The following is a 23,709-nucleotide window of genomic DNA, read 5'->3' as shown; positions in this document are numbered from 1 at the left end:
TAAGCGATTTTGTCGCACTGTTTATATCTCATTCTTCTTATTATGTAGTAGCGGGCAGTTGTCTCTCATATTCGCTCAAATCATTCTCAGCTGTCCCGCATTACTCTTTGGCTGTTCGGTCTTGCCTGAAAAAAAGGTGTCTCATGAACAAAAATGCATTTTTAAAGCACGTACCTTGGGTGATCCTAGGGATTATCGGTGCTTTTTGTCTTTCAGTGGTTGCGCTTCGCCGTGGTGAACACGTCAGTGCACTATGGATAGTTGTTGCTTCTGTTGCCGTTTATTTAGTTGCTTATCGTTATTACAGTCTTTATATCGCTCAAAAAGTGATGAAGCTTGATCCAACTAGAGCAACACCTTCTGTTGTTAATAATGACGGTTTGAACTACGTTCCAACTAACCGTTATGTTTTATTTGGTCACCACTTTGCGGCTATCGCGGGTGCTGGTCCTTTAGTAGGGCCTGTTCTTGCTGCTCAAATGGGGTATTTACCGGGTACGCTTTGGTTATTAGCTGGGGTTGTGCTTGCTGGTGCAGTACAAGACTTTATGGTGTTGTTTATTTCAACACGTCGTAATGGTAACTCACTTGGTGAGATGATAAAGAAAGAGATGGGTCCTATTCCGGGTACTATCGCTTTATTCGGCTGTTTCCTTATCATGATCATCATTCTTGCAGTGCTTGCGCTTATCGTTGTTAAAGCATTAGCAGAAAGCCCATGGGGTGTGTTCACTGTTTGTTCAACAGTACCAATTGCCCTGTTTATGGGTATCTATATGCGCTATATCCGTCCAGGCCGTGTCGGTGAAGTCTCTGTTATCGGTATTGTATTACTGATTGCTGCGATTTGGTTTGGTGGCGTTATTGCTCATGATCCATACTGGGGACCTGCACTCACCTTTAAAGATACAACAATCACCTTTGGTCTTATTGGTTATGCTTTTGTTTCTGCATTACTGCCAGTTTGGTTGATCCTTGCTCCTCGTGATTACTTAGCGACGTTCCTGAAAATTGGGGTTATCGTTGGTTTAGCCGTTGGTATTGTTATCCTAAATCCTGAACTGAAAATGCCAGCGGTTACTCAATATGTCGATGGTACAGGACCATTGTGGAAAGGGGCTTTATTCCCATTCTTATTTATCACTATCGCTTGTGGTGCCGTTTCTGGTTTCCACGCACTGATTGCTTCAGGTACAACACCTAAGCTTATCGCCAATGAAATGGATGCGCGTTTTATCGGTTATGGTGCAATGTTAATGGAATCATTCGTTGCGATCATGGCGTTAGTCGCTGCATCTATCATTGAACCTGGTCTGTATTTTGCAATGAATACACCACCAGCAGGTTTAGGTATTACTATGCCGAACCTTCATGAATTAGGTGGTGAAAATACAGCAGTTATTATGGAGCAGTTAAGAGAAGTTACTGTGCATACTGCTGCAACGGTGAGTTCATGGGGCTTTGTTATTTCGCCAGAAGAAATTCTACAAACGGCGAAAGATATTGGTGAGCCTTCTGTATTAAATCGTGCTGGTGGTGCGCCTACCTTAGCTGTTGGTATCGCGATGGTATTCCATAAAATCATTCCTGCTGCGGATATGGGCTTCTGGTATCACTTTGGGATCTTGTTCGAAGCGCTCTTTATTTTAACGGCGTTAGATGCGGGTACACGTTCTGGTCGCTTTATGTTCCAAGACTTGTTAGGTAACTTTATCCCTTACCTGAAGAAAACAAATTCGTTCATTCCGGGTGTGATTGGTACTGCGGGTTGCGTAGGATTATGGGGATATCTGTTATACCAAGGTGTTGTTGACCCATTAGGCGGTGTTAAGAGCTTGTGGCCACTGTTTGGTATTTCAAACCAAATGTTAGCGGCAGTTGCTCTGGTATTAGGTACTGTTATCTTAGTTAAGATGAAACGTACTAAATATATCTGGGTGACAGTTGTTCCAGCAGTATGGTTATTAATTTGTACAACATGGGCATTAGGTCTGAAACTTCTCAGCGATGATCCACAAATGGAAGGTTTCTTCTACTTAGCAAATGAATACAAAGCGAAGATCTTAGCAGGTGGTGCTGACTTAACTGCGGCTGAAATTACCAATATGAATCATATTGTAATTAACAACTATACCAATGCTGGCTTAAGTATTCTGTTCTTAGTGGTTGTTTACAGCATCATTTTCTACGGTTTCCGTACCGCAATGAAAGCGCGTAAAAACCCAGAAGATACATCACAAGAAACACCGTATGTTCCTATGCCAAAAGATGTAAAAGTGTCCTCAGGTCACTAATTTAGGTAGATAGGTTAAACCCCCGTGCTGGCTTGCCAGTACGGGGCTTAGGAGAAACTTATGTTTGGTAATTTAGGACAAGCTGGAAAATATCTAGGACAAGCAGCACGTATGCTAATAGGTATTCCTGATTACGATAATTATGTGCAACACATGAAAGATAACCATCCAGATAAGCCTGTTATGACCTATAACGAGTTTTTCCGTGAGCGTCAGGAAGCCCGTTATGGCGGTGGTGATGGTAAAGGCGGTTTTCGCTGTTGCTAATGATCCGTAAAGGAGATAAATGATGGAACCTATTGCAGTGACAATACTGACCGGTTTTTTAGGATCGGGAAAAACAACACTTTTACGTCATATGCTTAATGAAGAGCATGGCTATAAAATTGCCGTTATTGAAAATGAATTTGGTGAAGTCCCTATTGATGATGAAATCATTGGTGATAGAGCCACTCAAATAAAAACACTGACCAATGGTTGTATTTGTTGCAGTAAATCGAATGAATTAGAAGATACGCTATTAGACTTATGTGACAGCCTAGATCGTGGTGAAATCGAATTTGATAGATTAGTTATTGAATGCACAGGAATGGCTGATCCAGGTCCTATTAGCCAAACATTCTTTTCTCATGAGATCATCTGCCAGCGCTACTTATTAGATGGCATTATCACGCTTGTTGATAATGTTCACGCTCAGCAACAACTGGATCAATTTACGATTGCACAATCACAAATTGGTTATGCCGACCGCATTCTGTTGACGAAAACAGACGTCACTCCAGCCTCTCCTGAATTAATGGCACGACTAAGACGTATTAATGCTAGAGCGCCTGTGCATACCGTTATTCATGGACAAATTGATTTAGGATTACTGTTTAACGTAAAAGGTTTTATGTTGAACGATAACCTCGATGTAAAACAGCCTCTGTTTCGTTATCAGGCTGATAAGCAAGATGACATCAATTCGATTGTACTAAAGTTTGATTACCCTGTTGAGTTACAAGAAGTTTCAGACGTAATGGAAAAATTATTATTAAGCTTTGCTGATAATCTTTTGCGTTATAAAGGGATATTAAATATTAAAGACCAACCTAATCGCTTGTTATTCCAAGGTGTACAACGCCTTTATAGTGCTGATTGGGATAGACCGTGGAATGAAGATGAAACTCGTCAAAGTACATTGGTCTTTATTGGTATTCAATTACCAGAAGAAGAGATAAGAGCCAATTTTGATGCATTGATGCCTAGCACAGAAGAGAAGGCTTATTAACCTAATACCCTGTAGTGAGTGTTAAAAAGCAGTAAGAAGTAGAGCAGTAAAGTAAGCGTAGTCGTTGAACCGTAGTATCCGTAAATAGCAGTAACGAATATTGATAAGCTCCTGACTTGAGGAGGATCCTGTTCCTAGGATCTTATGTTTCACCCCATAATAACCAATATTATGGGGTGCTTTTTTTTAAACGCTCAAATTAGCCATTAGCAACGGCTTTATATTCCATGATCTCAATAATTTGAACATCGGTATGTTGCATTGCACGGCTTGCTAGTGCACATAGATTTTCAATTGTAGAATCAACATCATGAGCGACAATACCGTCATTACCTGTCACATAAGTGTTATCTAGAGCCATTAACACAGCTTTATAAGCTGCACTCGCGCCAGTTGAGACTTTCATCGCACAGCTATTTGAAGCACCATCACAAATCACACCGCTGATATCACCAATCATGCTACTAATTGCCATAGCCATAGATTCGTAACGTTCATCCATTAGCCATGCAATTGCACCAGCTGCGCCCATTGATGCGGTTGTTGCTGCACATAACGCAGATAGTGCAGGGAATTTATGGTGAATATAAATAGCCAGTAAATGGGAAAGCATTAATGCTCTTGCCATTTTCTCTTCGCCAACTTGTAAATATTCAGCAACCACGACAACAGGCATCGTTGCGGCAATACCTTGGTTGCCTGAGCCAGAATTACTCATTGCGGGTAAAACGGCACCCCCCATACGTGCATCAGACGCCGCAGAAGTACGGATCATGATTTCTGATAATAAATCTTTTGCTAATAAGCCACGCTGTTGTTGGCGCTGTAAAGTTTGCCCAATATGTAAACCATAAGTATTGTTCAAACCTTCTTTTGATAGCGCATCATTTAAGTGTGCTGATTCAAGGATAAAAGAAATTTCTTCTACTGGCGTTTGGGTAACAAACTGGTAAATTTCTTGAGTATTGGTTTGGGTTAACGTTTCTTTTATTTCGCAAGGTGATGCAGATTGTTCTGCGCCAGCACAAGTGTTATCAAGAACAACATGACCGTTATGAATAATTTTAACAATATTAGTGTGGTTACCTGCAATAATGACAGTTGCGCTGTTTTCACTATCTTCAACAGTCACTTCGCTATATAGAACTTCTTGGCACTCTTTTTTAATTGAAACATTCACGATGCCCGCGGCTAATAGTGCTTTGCTTTGTTCAACATGCTCTGGTGTTGCATTCTTTAATACTTCAAGACCTGCTTTACAATCACCACCAACGGCACCTAAGCTTGCGGCAATGGATAATCCCACCATGCCCGTACCTGGTACGGTTACGCCCATACCGTTTTTCATTAAATTAGGAGAGACTTCAGCACTAATGCGGGTAATCGCGTGTTGTAAGTAACTTGCTGCTGTTGCAGCCGCTAATGCAAGCGAAATAGGCTCTGTACAACCTAAAGCGGGTTTTACTTGTTGCTTAACTGCCGCTATCAATATTTTCCAACGAGAAGATAATTGTTCTTTCATTGCATGCATCCAATAAACAGTATGAAAATTCAATGGGTTATTCTATTTTTAATACAAACATCATACTGAATTTATGGGAGAAAGTTTTTTCTGAATTTACTAAGATTGTACAAATTTTGAGAAAATATCACCCTTATTAACTTTAAAACTGGTAATTTTTTCTATATCAAAGATAAAGCAACCGTTTTGGCTCTCTTGCAGTATTTATTGATAAAAAGAGAGGCATTTTGTGTTTTTTTCTTAAAAAGAAGTGATGAGAAATAAAAAAGAATGAGATGGTTTTAATATCTAATAATAAGATTAAATAAAAATGCAATAGAACGAATACACCATTCTATTGCTAGTATAATTATCATACTTAATGTGGGCTAACTCAGAATAGTTAAAATAAATGGCAATGAGTGAGTGCGTTTAATATCATGTCATCATTTTAACAAAATAAATAATAGGCGTTTTATTTTCTGCTGTATAAGAATAACATCTTATTGTTTTGTTAATATTTTCATTAATTTAGTGATTTTATCTTTGTTTTAAAATGATTGAGTAAATATATTTTAAATAAAATATAACTAATTTTTTATTTATGAAAATAACAATAAATTATCTTCACTTATTTTTAAGAAGTTTATTATTTGAAAATAACCTGAAGCAACAATTATTGCTTCAGGCATATTTATTAATAATAGAAGATAGCAATAATAGCACTATGGAATACAAAACCGACCATAAGCGGTACTGCTGTTCTCTTTACAACATCAAACGGCTGTAATTTTGCGCCACTCGATACGGCAATGATCACACCCGCCACTGGAGACATACCTCGTCCCATATGTGACGCTTGTTGCATTGGTAAAATCATCGCAATTGGGTTTACGCCCATGCTATGGGCAATTTGTGGAATAAGTTCAACGAAGGCAAGGAAAGGTGCATTACCTGACCCCATAATAATCGCGGCAGCTAATGTTACGACAGCGAAGACCAATGCCATTGCAAATGGTGGTAGGCCAACAGATTCTGCCATAACGATCAGACTGTCTATTGCACCACTGACTTTAATACCATGAGCAAAAACACCCGCTGCGACTAATAATCCCACAACATTACTAAATGCAGAACCCATACCCTTTAAGAAATGCTGGAAGCCCGCACACACTGATTTAAAATCACGTAAGCGTAATGTTTCAATCAGCATACAAATTGCCATTGAAATCAATACAATAGTGACTACATCAAGGTGAATACCTTCAACAAATAGGCTTGATGAACTTACTGCCATAATGATAGGTAACATTGGCAGTAAGGCATAAAAGCCGGGTACATTTTTATCACTCTTTGCTTCTTCAGACATTTTGCCTAATTGAGGCACAAACCCAGCTTTGCGATCACAATGGCGTTGCCAGAAGATATGTGTAATACCAACGGCTAATACGGTAGCAATCGCCGCAGGTCCTTGGTAATAAAGCACATATTCAACAACGCCTAAATCAACCGCTTTTGCACCACGAATGGCATCAATTGCTGTTGGGGTATAAGCAACGCCCAATGATGTTGCAATTACGCCTGCCGCGGAAGCGGGGGATAAGCCAAGCCCTATCATAATCGGGAACATCGTACCCATTAATAGAACGGCCAATCCTGTTGCTGAAGGAATAGCAAGTTGCAAAATACTTGCGAGTAAAAAAGAGAAAAATAGCAACACATAAGGTGAGCGCATATTTTTCAATGGGCGAGTTGCAACACGGACAACGGCCTCATTGGCACCAATATGATCCATATAATGTGCAAATCCCATCAGCGCCATGATCATTAAACCAAGATCAGCCGCACGGCTACTAAAGAGATCACGCATTACTTCAAAAGGATCTAGCCAGCCAATACCTGTTGTTTTGACATTTTTAGGAAGAATATCTCCCCAACCAAACATCATCGTTAGCGCCATTAAGGCTAAACCCGCCACTAACAAAACAGGTTCTGCTTTATATCCTTTCAAGATCATTCTAGCGACAATAACAACGACAACTAAGACCGCAAGAATTTGGATCATGCTTTAGCTCCAGGTGCAAAACGTTCAGCGGTGATCTTAACGACAGATTTTAAGACATCACTTGCCGCATAAAGCGATTTAACTGGCAGATATTCATAAATAGAGTGGAAGTTATGAGCACCAGTAAAAATATTAGGACAAGGCAGGCCATTTTGAGAGAGTGCTGCACCATCATAACCACCGCGCATTGGGATTGGGCGAGGTGTAATACCATTCGCTTCATAAGCAGCCACTGCAATATCGATAGGATAGCGCTTATCGCCTTGCAGGCTATTAAACACGTTGGCATAACGATCTGCGAGTTTACAAGTGACAGAGCCTTCACCCCATAAACCTTCACAATAATCTGAGAGTTGTTTTAAAAATGCCATGCGGTGCGCATAACCTTTTTCGGTGAAATCACGCACATCCATTTTTAATACAGTACGCGCGCTATTACCTGCTAATTGTTTTACCCAATAATAACCTTCACGGCCTTCTGTATATTCAGGTGCTTCACCGCCCGGTAACATAGCAACAAATTTATGTGCCATTAACAGTGAGTTTTTTAATTTACCTTTGGCGGACATTGGGTGCGCTGATGCGCCTGTAAAGGTGATTTCAACATCGCCTGCATTCCAGTTTTCGTACACTAATTCACCAATACCACAGCAATCTAAGGTGTAGGCAAAATCAGCACCGAATTCTTTAGTATCAAAAACTTTTGCACCACGTAAACCTTGTTCTTCATCTGGCACAAAACCAATTTTAACTGTACCGTGTTTAACTTCAGGATGCTGTTTAAAGTACTGCAACATATCCATAATAGAGGCGATAGCGGCTTTATCGTCAGCACCTAATAGGCTTGTGCCATCGGTCACGATAATATCGTCACCAATATAGTTTTCTAATTCAGGAAATTCGCTTTGACGTAGATAAATATCGAGCTCTTTATTTAAGCAAAGGTCACCACCTTTATAAGGTAAAATTTGTGCTTTGGTATCGTTCGTTTGTTCAGCGCTGGTGTCTAGATGGCCAAAGAAAGCAACCGTTGGCACTTCATAATCAAGGTTAGAAGGGAGTGTTGCGGTAACAATTGCAGTATCACGAATTTTGATATCCTCAACACCTAACGCTTTTAACTCTTCAACTAATTGCAGTGCAAGCACTCGCTGACCTTCTGATGAAGGCATAATGCCAGCAGCGCCATTTTCCCTATTAGTGGTGGTGTTAACTTTTGTATAAGAAATAAAACGTTCAACGAGATTCATGACAAGACTCCATTGTGTTTGATTTTTTGTATTCTCTCTATTAAAGCTTAGTTGTCTCATTTATTGGAAAGAGCAACACCTACTTGTTGTATCATAAAAAAACCAGCAGGGAATTAGAGGAAAATAATTTTTTTTACAGTAATTTTTTAATGTTAATCAATGTTTAATTTTTGGTTTTTTCTTTATTAAAAAAAATCGTGTTTTGTATAGGTGAGGTTATTTTTATTTACTTTATGACTTCTATTTTTGTGAAGTTAATCATTAAACTTCATTTAATTCATTATTATTTCTTTATCATAATTAATATATTTTTTTGAAAGTTATTAAGTTTTTTTCTTAAAATAAATGCTATTTATTTAAAAAAATAGAAAAGAGAAGTGATAGATGAGAGAAATACTGAGAGTAAAATATTATTTATATATAAATAACATGAGTATTATGATAATGAATGGTATCAATGAAATTGGTAGAAAATCACCCTCTATTGCGAATAAAATAGTCTCCATAGGTGGGAAAATAAAACTCTCTATTTCTAATCTATCTATCAAGGTGATGAATACAATAAATGAATTTATTCACCCTAATCGTTATGAAAATAAAAATATATATAATACAAAGAGTACATTTTTAAAACCTAAAATTTTAATTGTCAGTAATGAAGAACAAAACAATATAGATAATGAAATGATAGAGTCTACTCACATAGATAATGAAATGATAGAGTCTACTCACATAGATAATGAAAAAAATACTTTAAAAGAAAGACTGAATATTCTGAAAGATATTGAGCTTCCGAATGGAGAATTGATTCCAATTGATGAAGCTATTAACGCTCTTCATTCATGTAAACAAGATAGTTTGTTGAAGAGTAAGATGTTATTAATTGATTATATTACAGATATGAAATTTAAACCTCGAATGAATAATAATGTTGAATTACTAGAGAAATCCAATTCTAATTATTTAAAAGAAAGTAAATTTGATGATGCAAGATATGAATCTGTAAATTTTCATTCTTATGAAATAAGTGAACATGATGAAAAAGAATTATCAACGCTATCTAATTTAAATAACGATGATACACCGATAGAATCTAATGATAGTAAAGTTGAATTTCATTCTAATGAAAACAAATTAGATATTGAAAAGGACAAATTTAAATCTTTCTTGATTGAAACAACAAAAGACATATCATTATTAGATAGATTATCAGATGGCGATAATAGTTATGGCTATACTTTTCTTGCTAAAGTCTCTAATTTTTTAGAAGATTATAATGGAATTGAAAATAAAGAAAAATCAAACGGTTTTAATAAGGAAAATTATTTAAATAAATTGGTTGAATCAGATTCTTTTTTCAAATTAACTAAAAAAGTTAATGATATTATTTACTTACAATATTTAAAAAATGAGCAAAGCAAGCATGAAAATGGTGTTGTAGAAGAAATTATTAAGCAGCCTAGTGAAGAGGAGAAATTAAAAGAAACAGAGGAACAAAAAGAAATTCTAGCAGGAAAGGATAAGATAAATGAAAGAAATCTAGCATTGATAGAGAAAGTACATAAAGCTAGATTTAATTTAATAAATAATAATAAATTAATTGGTGGTTTTTTAGATGAAATAGACGAACAGCTTAAAATATCGAATGAAAATAAGCATCTTACATTAAAAGAATTATTGGAAAAAGTTAAAAAAAACTAAAATTATGATGGTGGTGCCCATGGTTTTTATTGTGGCTGTATTTTAAATTTCAATGATGAAATTGATAATGTTTAAAAATAAAAACACACAAAATGGTTTTGTTACCATGCTAAATGACGTAATAGATATCAAGTTACTTGTTTAAATAAAGATAACCACCTTTATAAGGAATAACTTGCGCTTTTTTCTTATTAACTTGTTCTGCACTGGTACCTAAATGGCCAAAGAAGGCAATGGTAGGAATATCGTAATTAAGATCTGAAGGTAGTATTGCTGTTACAATTATAGTGTCGTGGATTTTAATATTCTTAACATCCAACGCCTTTAATTCTTTAACTCATTATAATACAAGCACACGCGGGTCTTTTGATAACGGCATAATTCCCGCAGAGTCATTTTCCCTATTTGTGGTGGTATTAACTTTCGGATAAGAAATAAACCATCAACGAGATTTATTATAAGATTGCATTGCATTTGATTTTTGTATTCTCTCTTTATTTAATCTAATTCATCTTCTTGATAAGAAAAAACCAACACTTACTTGTACCATAAAAAACGATTAGAATTATAGAAAAATAATTATTTTTTATAATAAATATTTAATATTAATTAATGGTTATTTTTTATTGTTAATATTTTTAAATTTATGTTAAGCCATATTTCTTGTGAAAAACCATTAAAAAGTTTCTTAAAATAAAATGTTTTTTTTAGGTTATTAATTGATAGTTAGATAAGTTATAAAGGATATTATAATAATGACAAATAGATTAATAAGGATATAATTATGCATTCTAATATTACTTCATCTAATATAGTTCTAAATCATTTTTTTAATAATAGTTTCGAAAAAAAATCAGATAATATCATGGCTGAAAAATTTTCATCATTAGATAATAGATGTATTGTTTTTACTCCTAACATATATTTAGAATCCAATTTTGTAAGTGATAATAAAGAAAAACCTATAAATTATGTTAGTGAGGAAATTTTATCAGTCGAAAATAAAAACATGACTAATAAATCATGCGTAAAATTAACCTCTCATGATTTAAAAGAAAATAAAGAATGCTATTCAAACTACGTCGAAGAGGGTATTTATGTAAAATATATGCCGTTAGATGATAGCAATGTTTCAACGGATATTGTTAGCAATAGCGATCAGTCCTCAGAAGCTACTGAGAGTATCTATATGGATATGACTGGAGCATTACATCATGTTGTTCTTGAAAAGAATGATAGTACAGATAAACAGAATGCTGAAGCAGAGCGTGGTAATAACGATTTTAATGAGCGTGAACTACAAGAAATTAGAAATTCAAGACCAAAACTCCCCCAAAGAAATTTGACCTCTGAAGAAAAAGAAATTCTTACATCAAAGATAAAATCAGAACTAGCAGGATATATAGAAAATGCTTTTACTAATAAAAAAATTAAAATATCTAAACATAAATTAATTGAAGGATTTAATAACGAAGTTTCTTTGAAAATATTTTCACTAAAAAATATAGATGATGTAAATATTGAAGATCTGATATATTACTATATTGATAGTGGTTTACCCTTGGATTATAAGATAGTTAAAAATGATGAAAAATTAATTAATGACATTAAAAACTATTTATTTGTGTATTCTTATATCTTTAATAAAAATGTGAAACAAGATGTTACTGGTTTTTTTACAGAAGACTTTTCTAAGATTAATAAATTACATGAACTCCAAAAGATAAATTTATATGCAAATATTGTAGAGAAAATAGTAGACTGTATTATTGATAAAAAAACGTTAATTGAATCGTTAGTAATTATTTTGAATAATAAAGAAAACGGGATAAAAGGAAAATTAGATTACTTAAGTAAATTAATTAAACATAAGGGTAAGTTTATTGGAAATAAGGAAAATGCTTTTAATCAGTTAAAGAAAATAATTGAATCCAGTGTGGAAAAATTAAATAAAACTGGTTTATTAAATAAAATAAAACTATCAGAAGAAAGTAAAGAAATGCTGATAATAAAAATGATAAAAAAAAGTGTAAATGGATCATTTTTATCAATGGATAATTTATCAAATTTAATTATTGATAAAAGTGAAGTAAAAAAGAAAATAACGAGTGATTTTTTAAAAAAATAGAGTATATACCAGAGGAATTGCTTTTAAGTAAAGAAAATAGAAAATTTACCAATGGTGTAATTAATTCTTTTATTGAAGAACTCAAAGATTATAATATAAATAAAATACCTAATGATATCCAGTTTTATTATATGATTGATATAGAGTTAACACTTCTTTATTTTAAGAATAAATAGATATTACATTAAGTTGCTCCCTCAAAAAATATTGAAATATGAGGGAGCTTTTTTATCAGAAAATTAATTATTAATATTAATTTAAATATCCAAGCGCTTAGTTTGCCATTTACGAGAGCGCCAACGCCATGCGTTAGTTAAGCCACGTAGCCATTCATCACAAAGAAAACCAATCCAGATACCAATTAGGCCCATTTCCATTTTTATACCAAGGAAATAGCCCACCGGAATAGCAACACCCCACATAAAGCAGATAGCTGTCATCAGCGGAAATTTAGCATCACCAGCAGCACGCAAGGCATTCACCATCACGATATTAAAAGTACGACCTGGTTCTAAAAAGACGGACAAAATAAACAGCGGGATCAATTGGTCTATGATGCGTTGGTCTTCTGTGATCGAATACAAAATAGGATCACGCATAAACCAATAAACAATAACCACCCCGATGGTAAATATCACACCCGTTTTTAAACTTTTCCACCCACGATTAAAAGCATCATCAAAGCGTTTTGCACCCACTAAGTGACCCACTAATATTTCATTACCAATACTAATCGCTATGCCAAAAAGCATTAAAAACAGTGACAGTTGGAAATAGAGAGTTTGTGCTGCAAGAGGAACTTCGCCCATTAATCCAATAAAAGCCGATGCAGTCATGTAATGTAAAATCCAAACCAAGTTTTCACCCGCAGCAGGTAAACCGATATGTAGGATTTTCCCTAACATATTTTTAGACCATACGACGAGTTGTTTGGCTTCGAATTTAATACGCAAACCGTAGAACAGTAATCCACATAATAAAATAACTGCAATAATACGACCAACAACCGTTGACCACGCAACACCCACTAATCCGTATTGTGGTAAACCAAAAAAGCCATAAAGCACAATCATATTACCAATGACAGTAACAATATTGGCGATCAGTGTGACATACATTGCTGCTTTAGATTTACCATAAACTCTCAGACAAGCTGCAAGAATAATCGAAATGGCCTCAGGAATAAGGCAAATACCAATAATATGCAGGTAGTTGTAGCCATCTTGCACCAAGTGCTCAGGCGTATTCATTATGTTAAGAATATTGTAGCCAAAGAAAAGAATGATCAAGGCACTACTAATACCTAACAAAGAGTTAAACGCGATAGAAATATGAATTGCTTGGCTGGCTTTTTCTTTTTTACCCGCGCCTAAGTATTGGGCAATAACAACGCTACATCCCACACTAATAAAGCTAAAAATAGTGATAAAAAGATCAAAGACTTGGTTACCGACGCCCATAGCAGCTAAGTAAGCCGTAGAAACGTGGCTTACCATGTAAGTATTAATTAATAGTGTGGCTAGATGTAGGAAAATATCTATAAATATTGGCCAACTAAGGGAAAAAAGCGAGCGATCCGCTACATCAGACTGATGCATTGAAAACCTTCTTAAAAACAGAGTGAAATCGATATTATTAATATAACGCGTAGGAAGATAAGAGATTCTACAAGGTTTATTTATAAGGTAATAGTGCAAATAATGTTTATCTGGCAAAAAAGATGTTTATATGGTTTATTCATTGATAACTAATCACTATTATCATTAAGAGATGATTAACGTTAAAGTCAGGGGAATGAATGAATACTAAAATAAAAGTGGCTATTGTCGGTTATGGCAATATTGGTCGATTTGCATTAGAAGCGGTTCAAGCTGCTCAAGATTTTGAATTAATGGGTGTTGTTCGTCGTGATATCAATAATGTTCCAGAAGAACTGCAAAATATTACCGTGACTAACGATATTAAAACATTAGGTAATGTTGATGTTGCTCTCTTATGTTCACCGACTCGTGCAATTAAAGAATTAGCTAAATCTATTTTAAGCTTAGGCATTAATACAGTAGATAGTTTTGATGTTCACAGTGAAATTGTGGCATTAAAAACAGAGTTAGATGAAGTTGCAAAAAAACATGACCGTGTCGCTGTTATTTCAGCAGGTTGGGATCCGGGTTCTGATTCTATTATTCGTACGCTAATGTTAGCTATGGCACCAAAAGGGATCACTTATACTAATTTTGGGCCTGGTATGAGCATGGGGCATAGCGTAGCGGCTAAAGCAATTGATGGTGTAAAAGATGCACTTTCAATGACTATTCCATTAGGAACTGGCGTTCATCGTCGTATGGTTTACGTGGAATTAGAAGCTGGAGTAGATTTTAATCAAGTAGAGCAAGCCATTAAAGCAGATAGCTATTTCTCTTCTGATGAAACTCATATTAAGCAAGTCGATTGTGTTGATAGCTTAAAAGATGTGGGACATGGTGTGCAAATGTCTCATAAAGGGGTTTCGGGTAAAACACATAATCAATTATTTGAATATTCAATGCGTATTAACAACCCTGCATTGACGTCTCAATTTATGGTGTCTGCTGCAAGAGCAAGTATGAAACAACGTGCAGGTGCTTATACGGTTATTGAAATTCCACCAGTTGATTTCTTAGCTGGGGATTTAAATACATTAATTGCAAAACTCGTCTAATCGATTAAGAGTATCTGCATAAAATATTGCCCACATAACGTGGGCAATATAGATTAACGCTTAGGCAAACTTGATGATTTTGAATTAGCGTTTAATACTTTTAAATTCTTTGGTTGTTGCGGTTAATGCCACTTCTGTTGGTAAGCGTTCCATTGAACTTGCACCATAGAAGCCGTGGCAATCAGGGCAGTTATCGAGGATATATTGTGCATCTTCTGGTGTTGCAATTGGACCACCATGACAAAGCACAATCACATCAGCACGCACTGCTTTTGCCGCTTTTGCCCAGTCATTAATTAAAGGAACACAATCCGCTAAGGTTAATGCTGTTTCAGCACCAATATTACCGCCAGTTGTTAATCCCATATGAGGTACAATAATATCTGCGCCAGCTTCAGCCATTGCAATCGCATCTTCACGACTAAAGACATAAGGTGTGGTTAATAAACCTTTTTCATGAGCCTTGCGGATCATATCCACTTCAAGACCATAACCCATACCTGTTTCTTCTAAATTAGCGCGGAAATTACCATCAATCAGACCTACCGTTGGGAAATTCTGTACGCCAGCAAAGCCTGTTGCTTTAACTTCATCTAAGAATTTATCAAAGTTACAGAAAGGATCTGTACCATTAACGCCAGCAAGTACAGGTGTATGTTTAACAACAGGTAATACTTCTTTTGCCATATCCATAACGATTTCATTGGCGTTACCATAAGCTAATAAACCCGCTAAAGAGCCACGGCCAGCCATACGATAACGACCAGAGTTATAAATAACGATAAGGTCAATACCACCTGCTTCTTCACACTTAGCTGAAAGCCCTGTACCCGCACCACCGCCAATAATTGGCTCATGGCGTGCAATCATTTCATTGAATTTTTTTAGTAACGTTTCACGTGAATGAGTCATTCTTCTTTCTCCGTGGTTAACAAATAAGTTCCTGGTGCAAATCATAAATTTGCTGAGTAAACTCAGCAGAGTTTATGTGATAAGGACTGATGACTAACTGACGAGTCTCTGTCTCTTTAAATGTTGTTATAAATGCATCAAAAAAAGCTTGGTTTGCTTGAGGATCCCAGAAAGGGGCTCCTTCAATATCCAGAGCTGAAAAACCGCCCTGTGGTAATACAAACCGCAATGGACCTTCACACTGATTGAGTTTCTCAGCGATCCAGATACCTAATTGACGGTTTTCCTCTGGTGTTGTACGCATCAAGGTGACTTGCGCATTGTGATGATAAAATTGACGCCCTTTATATTTCTCAGGAACACTCGATGGGCGACCAAAGTTCACCATATCTAATGCGCCACAAGAACCTATATAAGGGGTTTTGGTTCGGGCGATTGCACCAAAACGGTCTTCATCACAAGCAAGTACACCGTCAAACAAGTAATCACACACTTCTGTTGTTGTAAGATCGAGCACGCTATGAAGTAGGTGACTGTCTGCCAGTTTTTCCATGGCTTTACCGCCACTTCCTGTTGCGTGAAAAACAAGGCAGTCATAATTATTTTCAAGTTTTTGTGTAAGTTGTTGTACACAAGGCGTAGTTACACCAAACATCGTTAATGCGACAGCCGGTTTATCAACAACATGTTCTTCTTGGTAAAAATAAACAGCGCCAGCTATTTGGTTCGCCGCATTTCTTAGGACTTTGCGAGAAATGCGATTTAAGCCGGATACATCTGTGACGGAGTACATCATTGAGATATCACTTGCACCGATATAGCCTGAAATATCGCCAGACGCCATCGTCGATACCATCAATTTAGGTACACCAATTGGCAAAGATTGCATTGCTGGTGTAATCAGTGCCGTTCCCCCCGATCCGCCTAGTCCAAGAATGGCTAAGACATCATCTTGGTGAGTTAAATAGTGTTCAAATGCGATAGACATCGCTTCTATGGCTTTACCTCTATCGCCACAGAAAACCGCGTCTTTACCATTAGGGTGAAAACTTGCGATTTCTGCTGCGGTGACATCAGCTTCTTTGGCGAGTGTCGTGGGTTTAGTTGTCAAATCGACGGTTTTAACAGGAAGGCCTGCTTTTTTAATTAAATCACTGACATAAAAAATCTCAGCACTTTTAGTATCAAGCGTTGTGGCAATATAAATAGAGCCAGAATACTGTTTCATAAGCCTTCCCTTACCTTTTATGATTATCGACGAATAGATTATAACCATAATGAGACTCGAGTTTCATTTATCATAACATCGTTTTGAGACTCTTGTCTCATTATTTTTATTTTTATACTCTAGAGGTCGATAAGGTGTGATTAATCACCTAAAGTAAACGTTAAGTGTTGTGAGTATTTGACTTAAAATAAATTAGACACATAAAGTGTGGAAATAACGAAGGATTTTCTATGAGTGACAATGACGAAACGGATGCTATGTCCGGTACAAGAAAAAGAACCCATCAATTATTGGTGACAACAGCATTGGGACTTTTTGAGCAAGGAATGTTACCGACAGTGTCGGAATTAGCGGCACATGCAGGTGTTTCGAGAGCAACCGCATATCGTTATTTTCCAACACAAAGTGATTTAATTAGTGCCACTGTTGATGCAAGTTTAGCACCGATCATTGCATGGAACCCCACTCCTGAAGATAATACGCAACAGCGCATTACTGAATTGCTCAATCTTGCCTATCCTCAAATGTTTAAACATGAAGGTGCACTGCGTGGTGCATTACAAGTCTCATTACAGCAGTGGGCAAAAGAGAGGCAATCAAGTGAATATGCAGAAAAACGATTTATTCGCGGTCACCGTAAAGAGATTTTACTCAAAGTTATTGAACCGTTAAAAGCACACTATCCTGAAGAAATGTGGGATAAGGTGATTAAATCTTTCTCTTTAATTTATGGGTCTGAAGTCTTTTTGGTAATGAAAGATATCTGGAAAATGGATGATCAGCAGGTCATTGATATGACTCAATGGATGGCAAAAGCTATTCTAAATCAGGCAAAATCTGATTATCCTGCAGATAACGATTAATTATTTGAATAAATCAGTTAAAATTGTATAAATCATTTACGTTTTAGCTATTGCAGGGATCGTTATGTCACATAAAACAGAAGACCAAGAGTGGCTGGTAGAACAACTACAATTTATTGCACAAGGCATTGGTAAAACATTATCGCCTTTTTGTGAAGTTGTACTTCATGATCTAACCGATAGTGAAAATACCATTATGGTCATTGAAAATAATCTATCAGGTAGAAAAGTAGGGGATAGAGCAACTGAGCTAGGAATGGCACGTATTGAATCGTCAGATTTCCCTCAGATTGTGGCGAATTACCCCAATCAATTTCCGGATGGAAGAACGGCAAAAAGTACGTCTATCGGTATTAAAGACAAACAGGGCAATTATGTTGCAGCGTTATGTTTAAATATTGATATTTCGATGATCAAAGGATTACAAATGGTACTTAACCAATTTGCAACCCTTGAAGAAGGTAATGACATTATTGAAACCTTTAGTTCAGTGACGGAAGATTCGCTAAAAAAACGTATTGATGAGTTTTCTGCGACTTATTCAGTCACACCAAGAGCATTAAAACCGCATCAACGGCGCGAGTTGTTACTCTGTTTACAAGATGAAGGTTATCTTTCGCTGCGTAAGGCGATGGAAATTACTGCCCAATACCTTGGTGTTTCAAGAGCAACGGTATATAACGATTTAAAAGAATGATTAAGAAATAAATTATTTTTAAATTCCAGCGGAAGATAAATCAGTAAAATAAAAAAAGATATCACTTGTTGATATCTTTTTTTATTTCTATTTTTAAATTTTAATAATATAGTGTTTTTTTATTGAAACTAGTTAACTAATTACTTGTGTGTGATTTTTATAAACATAAAAAAATAAAAGGAATAGACTGTCTATAATAATTTTTAATTGATAGGTATTAAAATGAAAATTTCAGAAATACAACCAATTTTATCTTCATCTATAGATACGGTTGATAATAAAACAAATAAAAATTTGGGTTTAACAAAAAATATAAATTCCATCGGTAATACTACTGTTCCTTTTGATAAAGGAAAAAGAGAAGAAATATTACAAGAAAATTATTCAAAGTATATTAAAGAATGTCAGAATATATTAAATAAAACAAATCCTGATATTTATAAACCCCATTCTGGAAATCTTAGAACAGAAAATATAGTTGGTGAAGACAATGTAGTTGGTGAAGACAATGTAGTTGGTGAAGACAATGTAGTTGGTGAAGACAATGTAGTTGGTGAAGACAATGTAGTTGGTGAAGACAATGTAGTTGGTGAAGAAAATGTAGTTGGTGAAGAAAATGTAGTTGGTGAAGACAATGTAGTTGGTGAAGACAATGTAGTTGGTGAAGACAATGTAGTTGGTGAAGACAATGTAGTTGGTGAAGAAAATGTAGTTGGTGAAGAAAATGTAGTTGGTGAAGAAAATGTAGTTGGTGAAGAAAATGTAGTTGGTGAAGAAAATGTAGTTGGTGAAGAAAATGTAGTTGATAAAGAAAATGTAGTTGGTGAAGAAAATGTAGTTAATAAAGAAAATATATTTTATAAAAATACGGATGAACTTAAAATAGAAGAATGTTTTAATAAAATAATAGAAAGTGCGGATTCAATTACTAACTTAGTCAGTGGTGCTGAGGATATAATAGATTCTGGGCGTGATTTGAAAAAAGAAGCTAGAAATAAACTTTCAGAATTTATTACTAATTCAGGAAAGAAGGAATTAAATACAGAACAAAAACTTTATTTTAGAAGTGAGAAAAAAAGGAGCTTTAAAAATCTAATTGTAAATTTAATTTCACCATTTAAATTTATAAATAGAACATTATTACCTATAAAAATAAACTTTGAGAATAAAAATATAAATAAATCGTTAAATACATTTAAATTTAATAATATATCAAATGATAATGATGCATTTAACAATTTCTCAATTAAGTTAGAACAACTTAATAAAACATTTACTGATAATGTTAATAAGGTAATATCTAAAAAAGTAAATAGTAATAACAAAATAGATATTATGATCAAATATCATACATTAGAAAAAGCTTTGGAGTGTAAGCTTGTTAATGATATTAAACTGATAAATGATGAATTTAAAGCTGATTTGGCTAAAAATAGATTCGAGAATAATTATTCTGATCTACCTGATAAAATAATGAATGAATTAAACGCTATTTTAAATTCAGATATAGATGAATTATCCTCTTCTAAGACAACCGATAAGTTGAAAAATTTAATAAAAGAAAAAATCAATAGTCAGGATAAGGATGTAAAGATTGAGAATTTTATTGATAAAATTATTAATTCTATTTTTAATAAAGAGAATATATTAGAAATTGAAAAAACTGTTGATGGTAATTTCGAAGAAATCAAACAAGAAACATCTTTAAGTTTAACAAAAGAATTATTTAACCAGTTATCAAAAGATGAAAAATTTATTGGCGAGAAAGACTCTATTGCTAAAGTAGACAACTTAATAAGGATGGTGAGCAAAGATATTTATAAGAATATGGGAGAACAAACGGATAAAGAAATAAAATTAATTAATGATAGTTTTTATGAAAATATAAAGAAAAATGATAATGGACATGATTTTCTTACTCGGCTATTTAAAAACTCAAGTAATAATATTAATTATAAATGGGCGCAAGATGCTGTTGTTTTATTAATTAATTATAGCTATTTTGAAAATAAAAAGAATGTAACAATTGATTACGTTAGTCGCGGTAAAGTGACAGATGGCGGTAATGGTACTAGTAGTACACAAAAAACAGCAGTAGAAAATAACTTAAAAAGTATTTTTAGCCGACTAGGGTTAAGTATTGATGATTTAGATAAATCTAAAGATGAAGTGCTAAGAAAGTATTTTGCTAATTATTTTGAACATATTTAATAATTTCATTAAATTATTTTTATTTGTATTTTTAATGATTTAATTATATTTATTGGTATATAGGTGGATGATTTATGATTAGCAAAACAAATCTATTTAAACCCAACGTGTCATTTGTAAATAAAAAGCATTATCTTCCCAAAAAGGAAGATTATATTTTTACAAAAAAAATAACTGAAATAAGAAATACACCAGTTTCACCTTCTTTTGGTAAGAGAATTATTCATGTGTTGACTTCTTTATTTCATAAACTAGAGATTGGTTTTCTTATAAAAGATATAAAAAACAATAAACTATTTGATACTGTTGATACAAACAAACATAGTAATATTTTTAATGAAATAGATAAAAAAAATATTGAAATAAAAAATAAAAATTTAAATTCTATAAATAACATAATTTCTCATGCAAATGATAAATTTGATTTTTACAGTTTCTGTAAATATTTAACTGAAGTAAAAAGAGCTAAAGATTTTTTCTCAGTACAAGATGATACAGAAAAAGAAGGCTCTGACAGTAAATTAATTGTAGAATATTTAAATGAAATTATTGTAAATAGAATAACTTCAATAAATGATAAAAGTATGAAAAATATTTTCAAGTTAATAAATTCAATTTTTAATTTTGAAAATATTCATTTAAATAAAAGATATGATTTTATGAGTAACTTTTCAACAGAGAAAGAAAGAGAGAACTTTATAGATTGTGTTAATTTACTTGTTATCGCTGAAGATGAATTAAGTATACTGAGTAATTTTGATAAAACGCTTAGTCATAGAATAAAAAATAATTTATCAACAATACTAAAAGTAGCATTAGGAAATAATGAAAATGCTTCTTTTAAAGAATTATCGATAGATTGGACGAATACATATATTAATGGATATGATATTAGAAAATATAGAAGTGTAGAGGTGAATACAGAGGGAGTTGATATAAAAGATAATATATCTGTTAGGCAAGATCAAGATACAAAGGATCTTAATATAACGGGAAATCAATCTGTAGAGACGAATACAGATAATTTAATAATCGAATTAAATCAAGATTTCACTAATGACTGGCTACAAGAAATTTTTGGTGAAAGAGAGCTATTTTCTGACGAAAATATTGAAAAAGAAAATGGTAGTGTTGGCTTTGATGATACAAATAATAACGAAGTTATGGATGATATTGGATTTCCGTTATCTAAGGAACCGATTGAAGATCCTGATACTTTATTATCATCGTTAAAAAGTAAGTTCTATGAATTTTCTGATTATTTAAATGAAATGGAGCTTAAAGAAGAAGAAATAATAAATTTACATGAAGGTTTTTATTCTGAATTTGAATCTTATGTGAATAATATAAATAATATAAATAATATAAAAAGTAGGCTTAATGATATTTCTGAGGCATTAAGTCAAATAGATTTTGAAGAGGAGGATATTTTAAAAAATATAAAATCAAGTAGTGAATTTTATCATAATATTGATTCATACAAAAATGAAATAAGTCAACTTTTTAAAGAAATTAATAAAATATTAGATAATGAAAACAAAGATAATTTTAAAAGTATAAAAGATACTTTAAATTATGATTTGGAAATTTTGAATAATAGTCTAAAGGATATACAAGTTTTTAATATTGAAGATAAGAAAACTATCATTAATGGTTTGATAAAAGACCTTGATAAAATAATATTAAATTCAAAAAATGATTATTTAGATAATGAAATTAATAGGTTAAGTGATATTTTTAAACAAAAATCAAGAAATTCTAATATTGTTGATAAGCCTTTATCAGTTAATTATGAGAGTACGCCATTAGTAGAAAGTGAAGATATCGATATTACATCGCAGTTACATGAAAATAATGTTGACGAATTAAATGTAGACGAATTTTTTTCATCTTTAGAAAATAGTGTAAATGAGATAAGTAGTGATATGTCTGATATTCTTAATAAGGTTAAAAGCTTATCGTATAATACTACAAATGGAATTGTAACTAATTCAGAATTAAGTAAAGTTCAAGAGTTAAAAAATAAGTATATTAATAAAAAAAATATGATTATTGATTCTAACAATATATCTAAAAATAAGTTAAATGACAAATACATTGAAAGTACTAAAAAATCAAAAGAATTACAGGAGCAAATACATTTGCTTAAAGGAAAATTAGAGGAATCAAAAGCGCGATACAGTAAAGAAAACCAACAAGCAAATGAAAATTATATTAGCAACTTAAATGTAATTAATGAAGGATCAAAACGTAGAGAAAAAATAAAAACTAATAATATCAGTATCGATGATAATATCAGTAATCATGATATTAAACAATCTAAAGAAATCACCGGCAATAAAATTACATTAAGTGAAGGTAATAATAAAAATTCAAAACAAAATAACATAGCTAATGGAAGAGGTGTAATTGATGATAATTTTGAAGGTGAATTAAGAACAGAGCATTCTATTGATATTGATTCCGTGAATAACATTGAAATAAAAGATGAAAATATTATCTTGATTAAAGACTACAAAAATAAAAATAAAAACATTGAAAATGTTAGTTTTAATATAAGTGAAAATAGAGTTACCTATTTAAGAGTGGATTATGATAACAAGAAAGTGGCTAAAAGTTTAAAATATATTATTGATGATGAGATAATAAAGGGAAACTTGAAAAAAATAAAGGAAATAAAAGATGTAATATTTAAGTTGAAAGCAGGCAGAGTAATTGATTCTAAAAGTAATAAAATTAATAAGAAAAAACTCGATGAAAATAACGATCAAAAAGAAATTGAGATACAAAATAGAATGTTAGAGTCTAAAATAAGTGAGGTAAAAGAGAAAATTAAAGGCGATATAAAAAATATCATTGATAAAATCAATGAGCTATCAAAAAAATAGATA

Annotated in this window: 17 protein-coding genes; 10 read left to right on the top strand and 7 right to left on the bottom strand. The window is 33.4% G+C overall.

Going from position 1 to position 23,709, the window contains the following annotated elements; translation table 11 throughout:
* Positions 1–143: 143 nt before the first annotated feature.
* From ACNARN_RS04670 to yjiA, 3 genes are read left to right on the top strand one after another with little or no spacing between them, the layout of a single operon-like run.
* A complete protein-coding gene (locus ACNARN_RS04670) occupies positions 144–2,294 on the top strand; it encodes a carbon starvation CstA family protein (RefSeq protein ID WP_109371657.1) in 2,151 nt (716 codons plus the stop codon).
* 60 nt (positions 2,295–2,354) lie between these two features.
* On the top strand, positions 2,355–2,561 hold the full coding sequence (locus tag ACNARN_RS04665; protein WP_004245057.1) for a YbdD/YjiX family protein: 207 nt from the start codon (positions 2,355–2,357) through the stop codon (positions 2,559–2,561).
* Between the two features lie 22 nt (positions 2,562–2,583).
* Positions 2,584–3,564, top strand: a complete 981-nt coding sequence (gene yjiA, locus ACNARN_RS04660) for a GTPase (protein WP_109371655.1) — start codon at positions 2,584–2,586, stop codon at positions 3,562–3,564.
* Between the two features lie 199 nt (positions 3,565–3,763).
* Here the strand turns inward: yjiA and ACNARN_RS04655 are convergent, their stop codons facing one another.
* From ACNARN_RS04655 to pepT, 3 genes are all read right to left on the bottom strand, one after another.
* A complete protein-coding gene (locus ACNARN_RS04655) occupies positions 3,764–5,086 on the bottom strand; it encodes a serine dehydratase subunit alpha family protein (RefSeq protein ID WP_349442756.1) in 1,323 nt (440 codons plus the stop codon).
* Between the two features lie 676 nt (positions 5,087–5,762).
* Positions 5,763–7,130 carry a C4-dicarboxylate transporter DcuC gene (gene dcuC / locus ACNARN_RS04650; RefSeq protein WP_198619374.1) on the bottom strand — a complete coding sequence of 456 codons (1,368 nt, stop codon included), beginning with the start codon at positions 7,128–7,130 and terminating at the stop codon, positions 5,763–5,765.
* The gene (pepT, locus tag ACNARN_RS04645; RefSeq protein WP_198619375.1) at positions 7,127–8,380 is read right to left on the bottom strand and encodes a peptidase T; all 1,254 of its coding nucleotides are present in this window, start codon (positions 8,378–8,380) and stop codon (positions 7,127–7,129) included. Before pepT ends, dcuC begins: the two co-directional genes overlap by 4 nt.
* Positions 8,381–8,824: 444 nt before the next feature.
* On the opposite strand from pepT, the gene ACNARN_RS04640 reads away from it, so the two are divergent.
* Positions 8,825–10,081, top strand: coding sequence for a hypothetical protein (locus tag ACNARN_RS04640; protein ID WP_416304201.1), 1,257 nt, complete (start codon positions 8,825–8,827; stop codon positions 10,079–10,081).
* Between the two features lie 133 nt (positions 10,082–10,214).
* Here the strand turns inward: ACNARN_RS04640 and ACNARN_RS04635 are convergent, their stop codons facing one another.
* The gene (locus ACNARN_RS04635) at positions 10,215–10,400 is read right to left on the bottom strand and encodes a hypothetical protein (RefSeq protein WP_349442759.1); all 186 of its coding nucleotides are present in this window, start codon (positions 10,398–10,400) and stop codon (positions 10,215–10,217) included.
* Between the two features lie 465 nt (positions 10,401–10,865).
* On the opposite strand from ACNARN_RS04635, the gene ACNARN_RS04630 reads away from it, so the two are divergent.
* Positions 10,866–12,209, top strand: a complete 1,344-nt coding sequence (locus tag ACNARN_RS04630) for a hypothetical protein (protein ID WP_416304200.1) — start codon at positions 10,866–10,868, stop codon at positions 12,207–12,209.
* Between the two features lie 257 nt (positions 12,210–12,466).
* Here ACNARN_RS04630 and ACNARN_RS04625 read toward each other — a convergent pair whose 3' ends face one another.
* A complete protein-coding gene (locus ACNARN_RS04625) occupies positions 12,467–13,807 on the bottom strand; it encodes an MATE family efflux transporter (protein WP_198619379.1) in 1,341 nt (446 codons plus the stop codon).
* A 200-nt stretch (positions 13,808–14,007) separates the two neighbouring features.
* On the opposite strand from ACNARN_RS04625, the gene ACNARN_RS04620 reads away from it, so the two are divergent.
* Positions 14,008–14,907: a diaminopimelate dehydrogenase gene (locus ACNARN_RS04620; RefSeq protein ID WP_198619380.1), complete on the top strand. Its 900-nt coding sequence runs from the start codon at positions 14,008–14,010 to the stop codon at positions 14,905–14,907.
* Between the two features lie 84 nt (positions 14,908–14,991).
* Here the strand turns inward: ACNARN_RS04620 and ACNARN_RS04615 are convergent, their stop codons facing one another.
* Both ACNARN_RS04615 and ACNARN_RS04610 read right to left on the bottom strand, forming a co-directional pair.
* A complete protein-coding gene (locus ACNARN_RS04615) occupies positions 14,992–15,819 on the bottom strand; it encodes a phosphoenolpyruvate hydrolase family protein (RefSeq protein ID WP_198619381.1) in 828 nt (275 codons plus the stop codon).
* 16 nt (positions 15,820–15,835) lie between these two features.
* Positions 15,836–17,047 carry a Tm-1-like ATP-binding domain-containing protein gene (locus ACNARN_RS04610; RefSeq protein WP_109371637.1) on the bottom strand — a complete coding sequence of 404 codons (1,212 nt, stop codon included), beginning with the start codon at positions 17,045–17,047 and terminating at the stop codon, positions 15,836–15,838.
* Between the two features lie 230 nt (positions 17,048–17,277).
* Here ACNARN_RS04610 and ACNARN_RS04605 point away from each other — a divergent pair, with 230 nt between their 5' ends.
* The 4 genes from ACNARN_RS04605 to ACNARN_RS04590 all read left to right on the top strand — a co-directional run bounded on the left by ACNARN_RS04605 (position 17,278) and on the right by ACNARN_RS04590 (position 23,706).
* Complete coding sequence (locus ACNARN_RS04605) at positions 17,278–17,910, top strand: TetR/AcrR family transcriptional regulator (protein ID WP_109371635.1); 633 nt, start codon at positions 17,278–17,280, stop codon at positions 17,908–17,910.
* A 64-nt stretch (positions 17,911–17,974) separates the two neighbouring features.
* Positions 17,975–18,607: a helix-turn-helix transcriptional regulator gene (locus ACNARN_RS04600; protein ID WP_006535016.1), complete on the top strand. Its 633-nt coding sequence runs from the start codon at positions 17,975–17,977 to the stop codon at positions 18,605–18,607.
* Positions 18,608–18,829: 222 nt separating this feature from the next.
* A complete protein-coding gene (locus tag ACNARN_RS04595; RefSeq protein ID WP_416304199.1) occupies positions 18,830–20,818 on the top strand; it encodes a hypothetical protein in 1,989 nt (662 codons plus the stop codon).
* A gap of 74 nt (positions 20,819–20,892) precedes the next feature.
* On the top strand, positions 20,893–23,706 hold the full coding sequence (locus tag ACNARN_RS04590; protein WP_416304198.1) for a hypothetical protein: 2,814 nt from the start codon (positions 20,893–20,895) through the stop codon (positions 23,704–23,706).
* Positions 23,707–23,709: the final 3 nt, after the last annotated feature.

It is taken from the genome of Proteus sp. TSJ240517 (genome assembly GCF_047921575.1).
Taxonomy (GTDB): Bacteria; Pseudomonadota; Gammaproteobacteria; order Enterobacterales; family Enterobacteriaceae; genus Proteus.
The sequence above is the reverse complement of the archived record's forward strand: the minus strand, read 5'-3'. Positions and strand labels throughout refer to the sequence as shown.

Bases quoted from the DNA above. Each gene is read 5' to 3' on its own strand.
- ACNARN_RS04630 (WP_416304200.1), top strand. From the start codon at position 10,866: ATGCATTCTAATATTACTTCATCTAATATAGTTCTAAATCATTTTTTT.
- ACNARN_RS04670 (WP_109371657.1), top strand. From the start codon at position 144: ATGAACAAAAATGCATTTTTAAAGCACGTACCTTGGGTGATCCTAGGG.
- ACNARN_RS04665 (WP_004245057.1), top strand. From the start codon at position 2,355: ATGTTTGGTAATTTAGGACAAGCTGGAAAATATCTAGGACAAGCAGCA.
- ACNARN_RS04615 (WP_198619381.1), bottom strand. From the start codon at position 15,819: ATGACTCATTCACGTGAAACGTTACTAAAAAAATTCAATGAAATGATT.
- ACNARN_RS04590 (WP_416304198.1), top strand. From the start codon at position 20,893: ATGATTAGCAAAACAAATCTATTTAAACCCAACGTGTCATTTGTAAAT.
- ACNARN_RS04600 (WP_006535016.1), top strand. From the start codon at position 17,975: ATGTCACATAAAACAGAAGACCAAGAGTGGCTGGTAGAACAACTACAA.
- ACNARN_RS04595 (WP_416304199.1), top strand. From the start codon at position 18,830: ATGAAAATTTCAGAAATACAACCAATTTTATCTTCATCTATAGATACG.
- ACNARN_RS04620 (WP_198619380.1), top strand. From the start codon at position 14,008: ATGAATACTAAAATAAAAGTGGCTATTGTCGGTTATGGCAATATTGGT.
- pepT (WP_198619375.1), bottom strand. From the start codon at position 8,380: ATGAATCTCGTTGAACGTTTTATTTCTTATACAAAAGTTAACACCACC.
- yjiA (WP_109371655.1), top strand. From the start codon at position 2,584: ATGGAACCTATTGCAGTGACAATACTGACCGGTTTTTTAGGATCGGGA.
- ACNARN_RS04610 (WP_109371637.1), bottom strand. From the start codon at position 17,047: ATGAAACAGTATTCTGGCTCTATTTATATTGCCACAACGCTTGATACT.
- ACNARN_RS04640 (WP_416304201.1), top strand. From the start codon at position 8,825: ATGAATGGTATCAATGAAATTGGTAGAAAATCACCCTCTATTGCGAAT.
- dcuC (WP_198619374.1), bottom strand. From the start codon at position 7,130: ATGATCCAAATTCTTGCGGTCTTAGTTGTCGTTGTTATTGTCGCTAGA.
- ACNARN_RS04625 (WP_198619379.1), bottom strand. From the start codon at position 13,807: ATGCATCAGTCTGATGTAGCGGATCGCTCGCTTTTTTCCCTTAGTTGG.
- ACNARN_RS04655 (WP_349442756.1), bottom strand. From the start codon at position 5,086: ATGAAAGAACAATTATCTTCTCGTTGGAAAATATTGATAGCGGCAGTT.
- ACNARN_RS04605 (WP_109371635.1), top strand. From the start codon at position 17,278: ATGAGTGACAATGACGAAACGGATGCTATGTCCGGTACAAGAAAAAGA.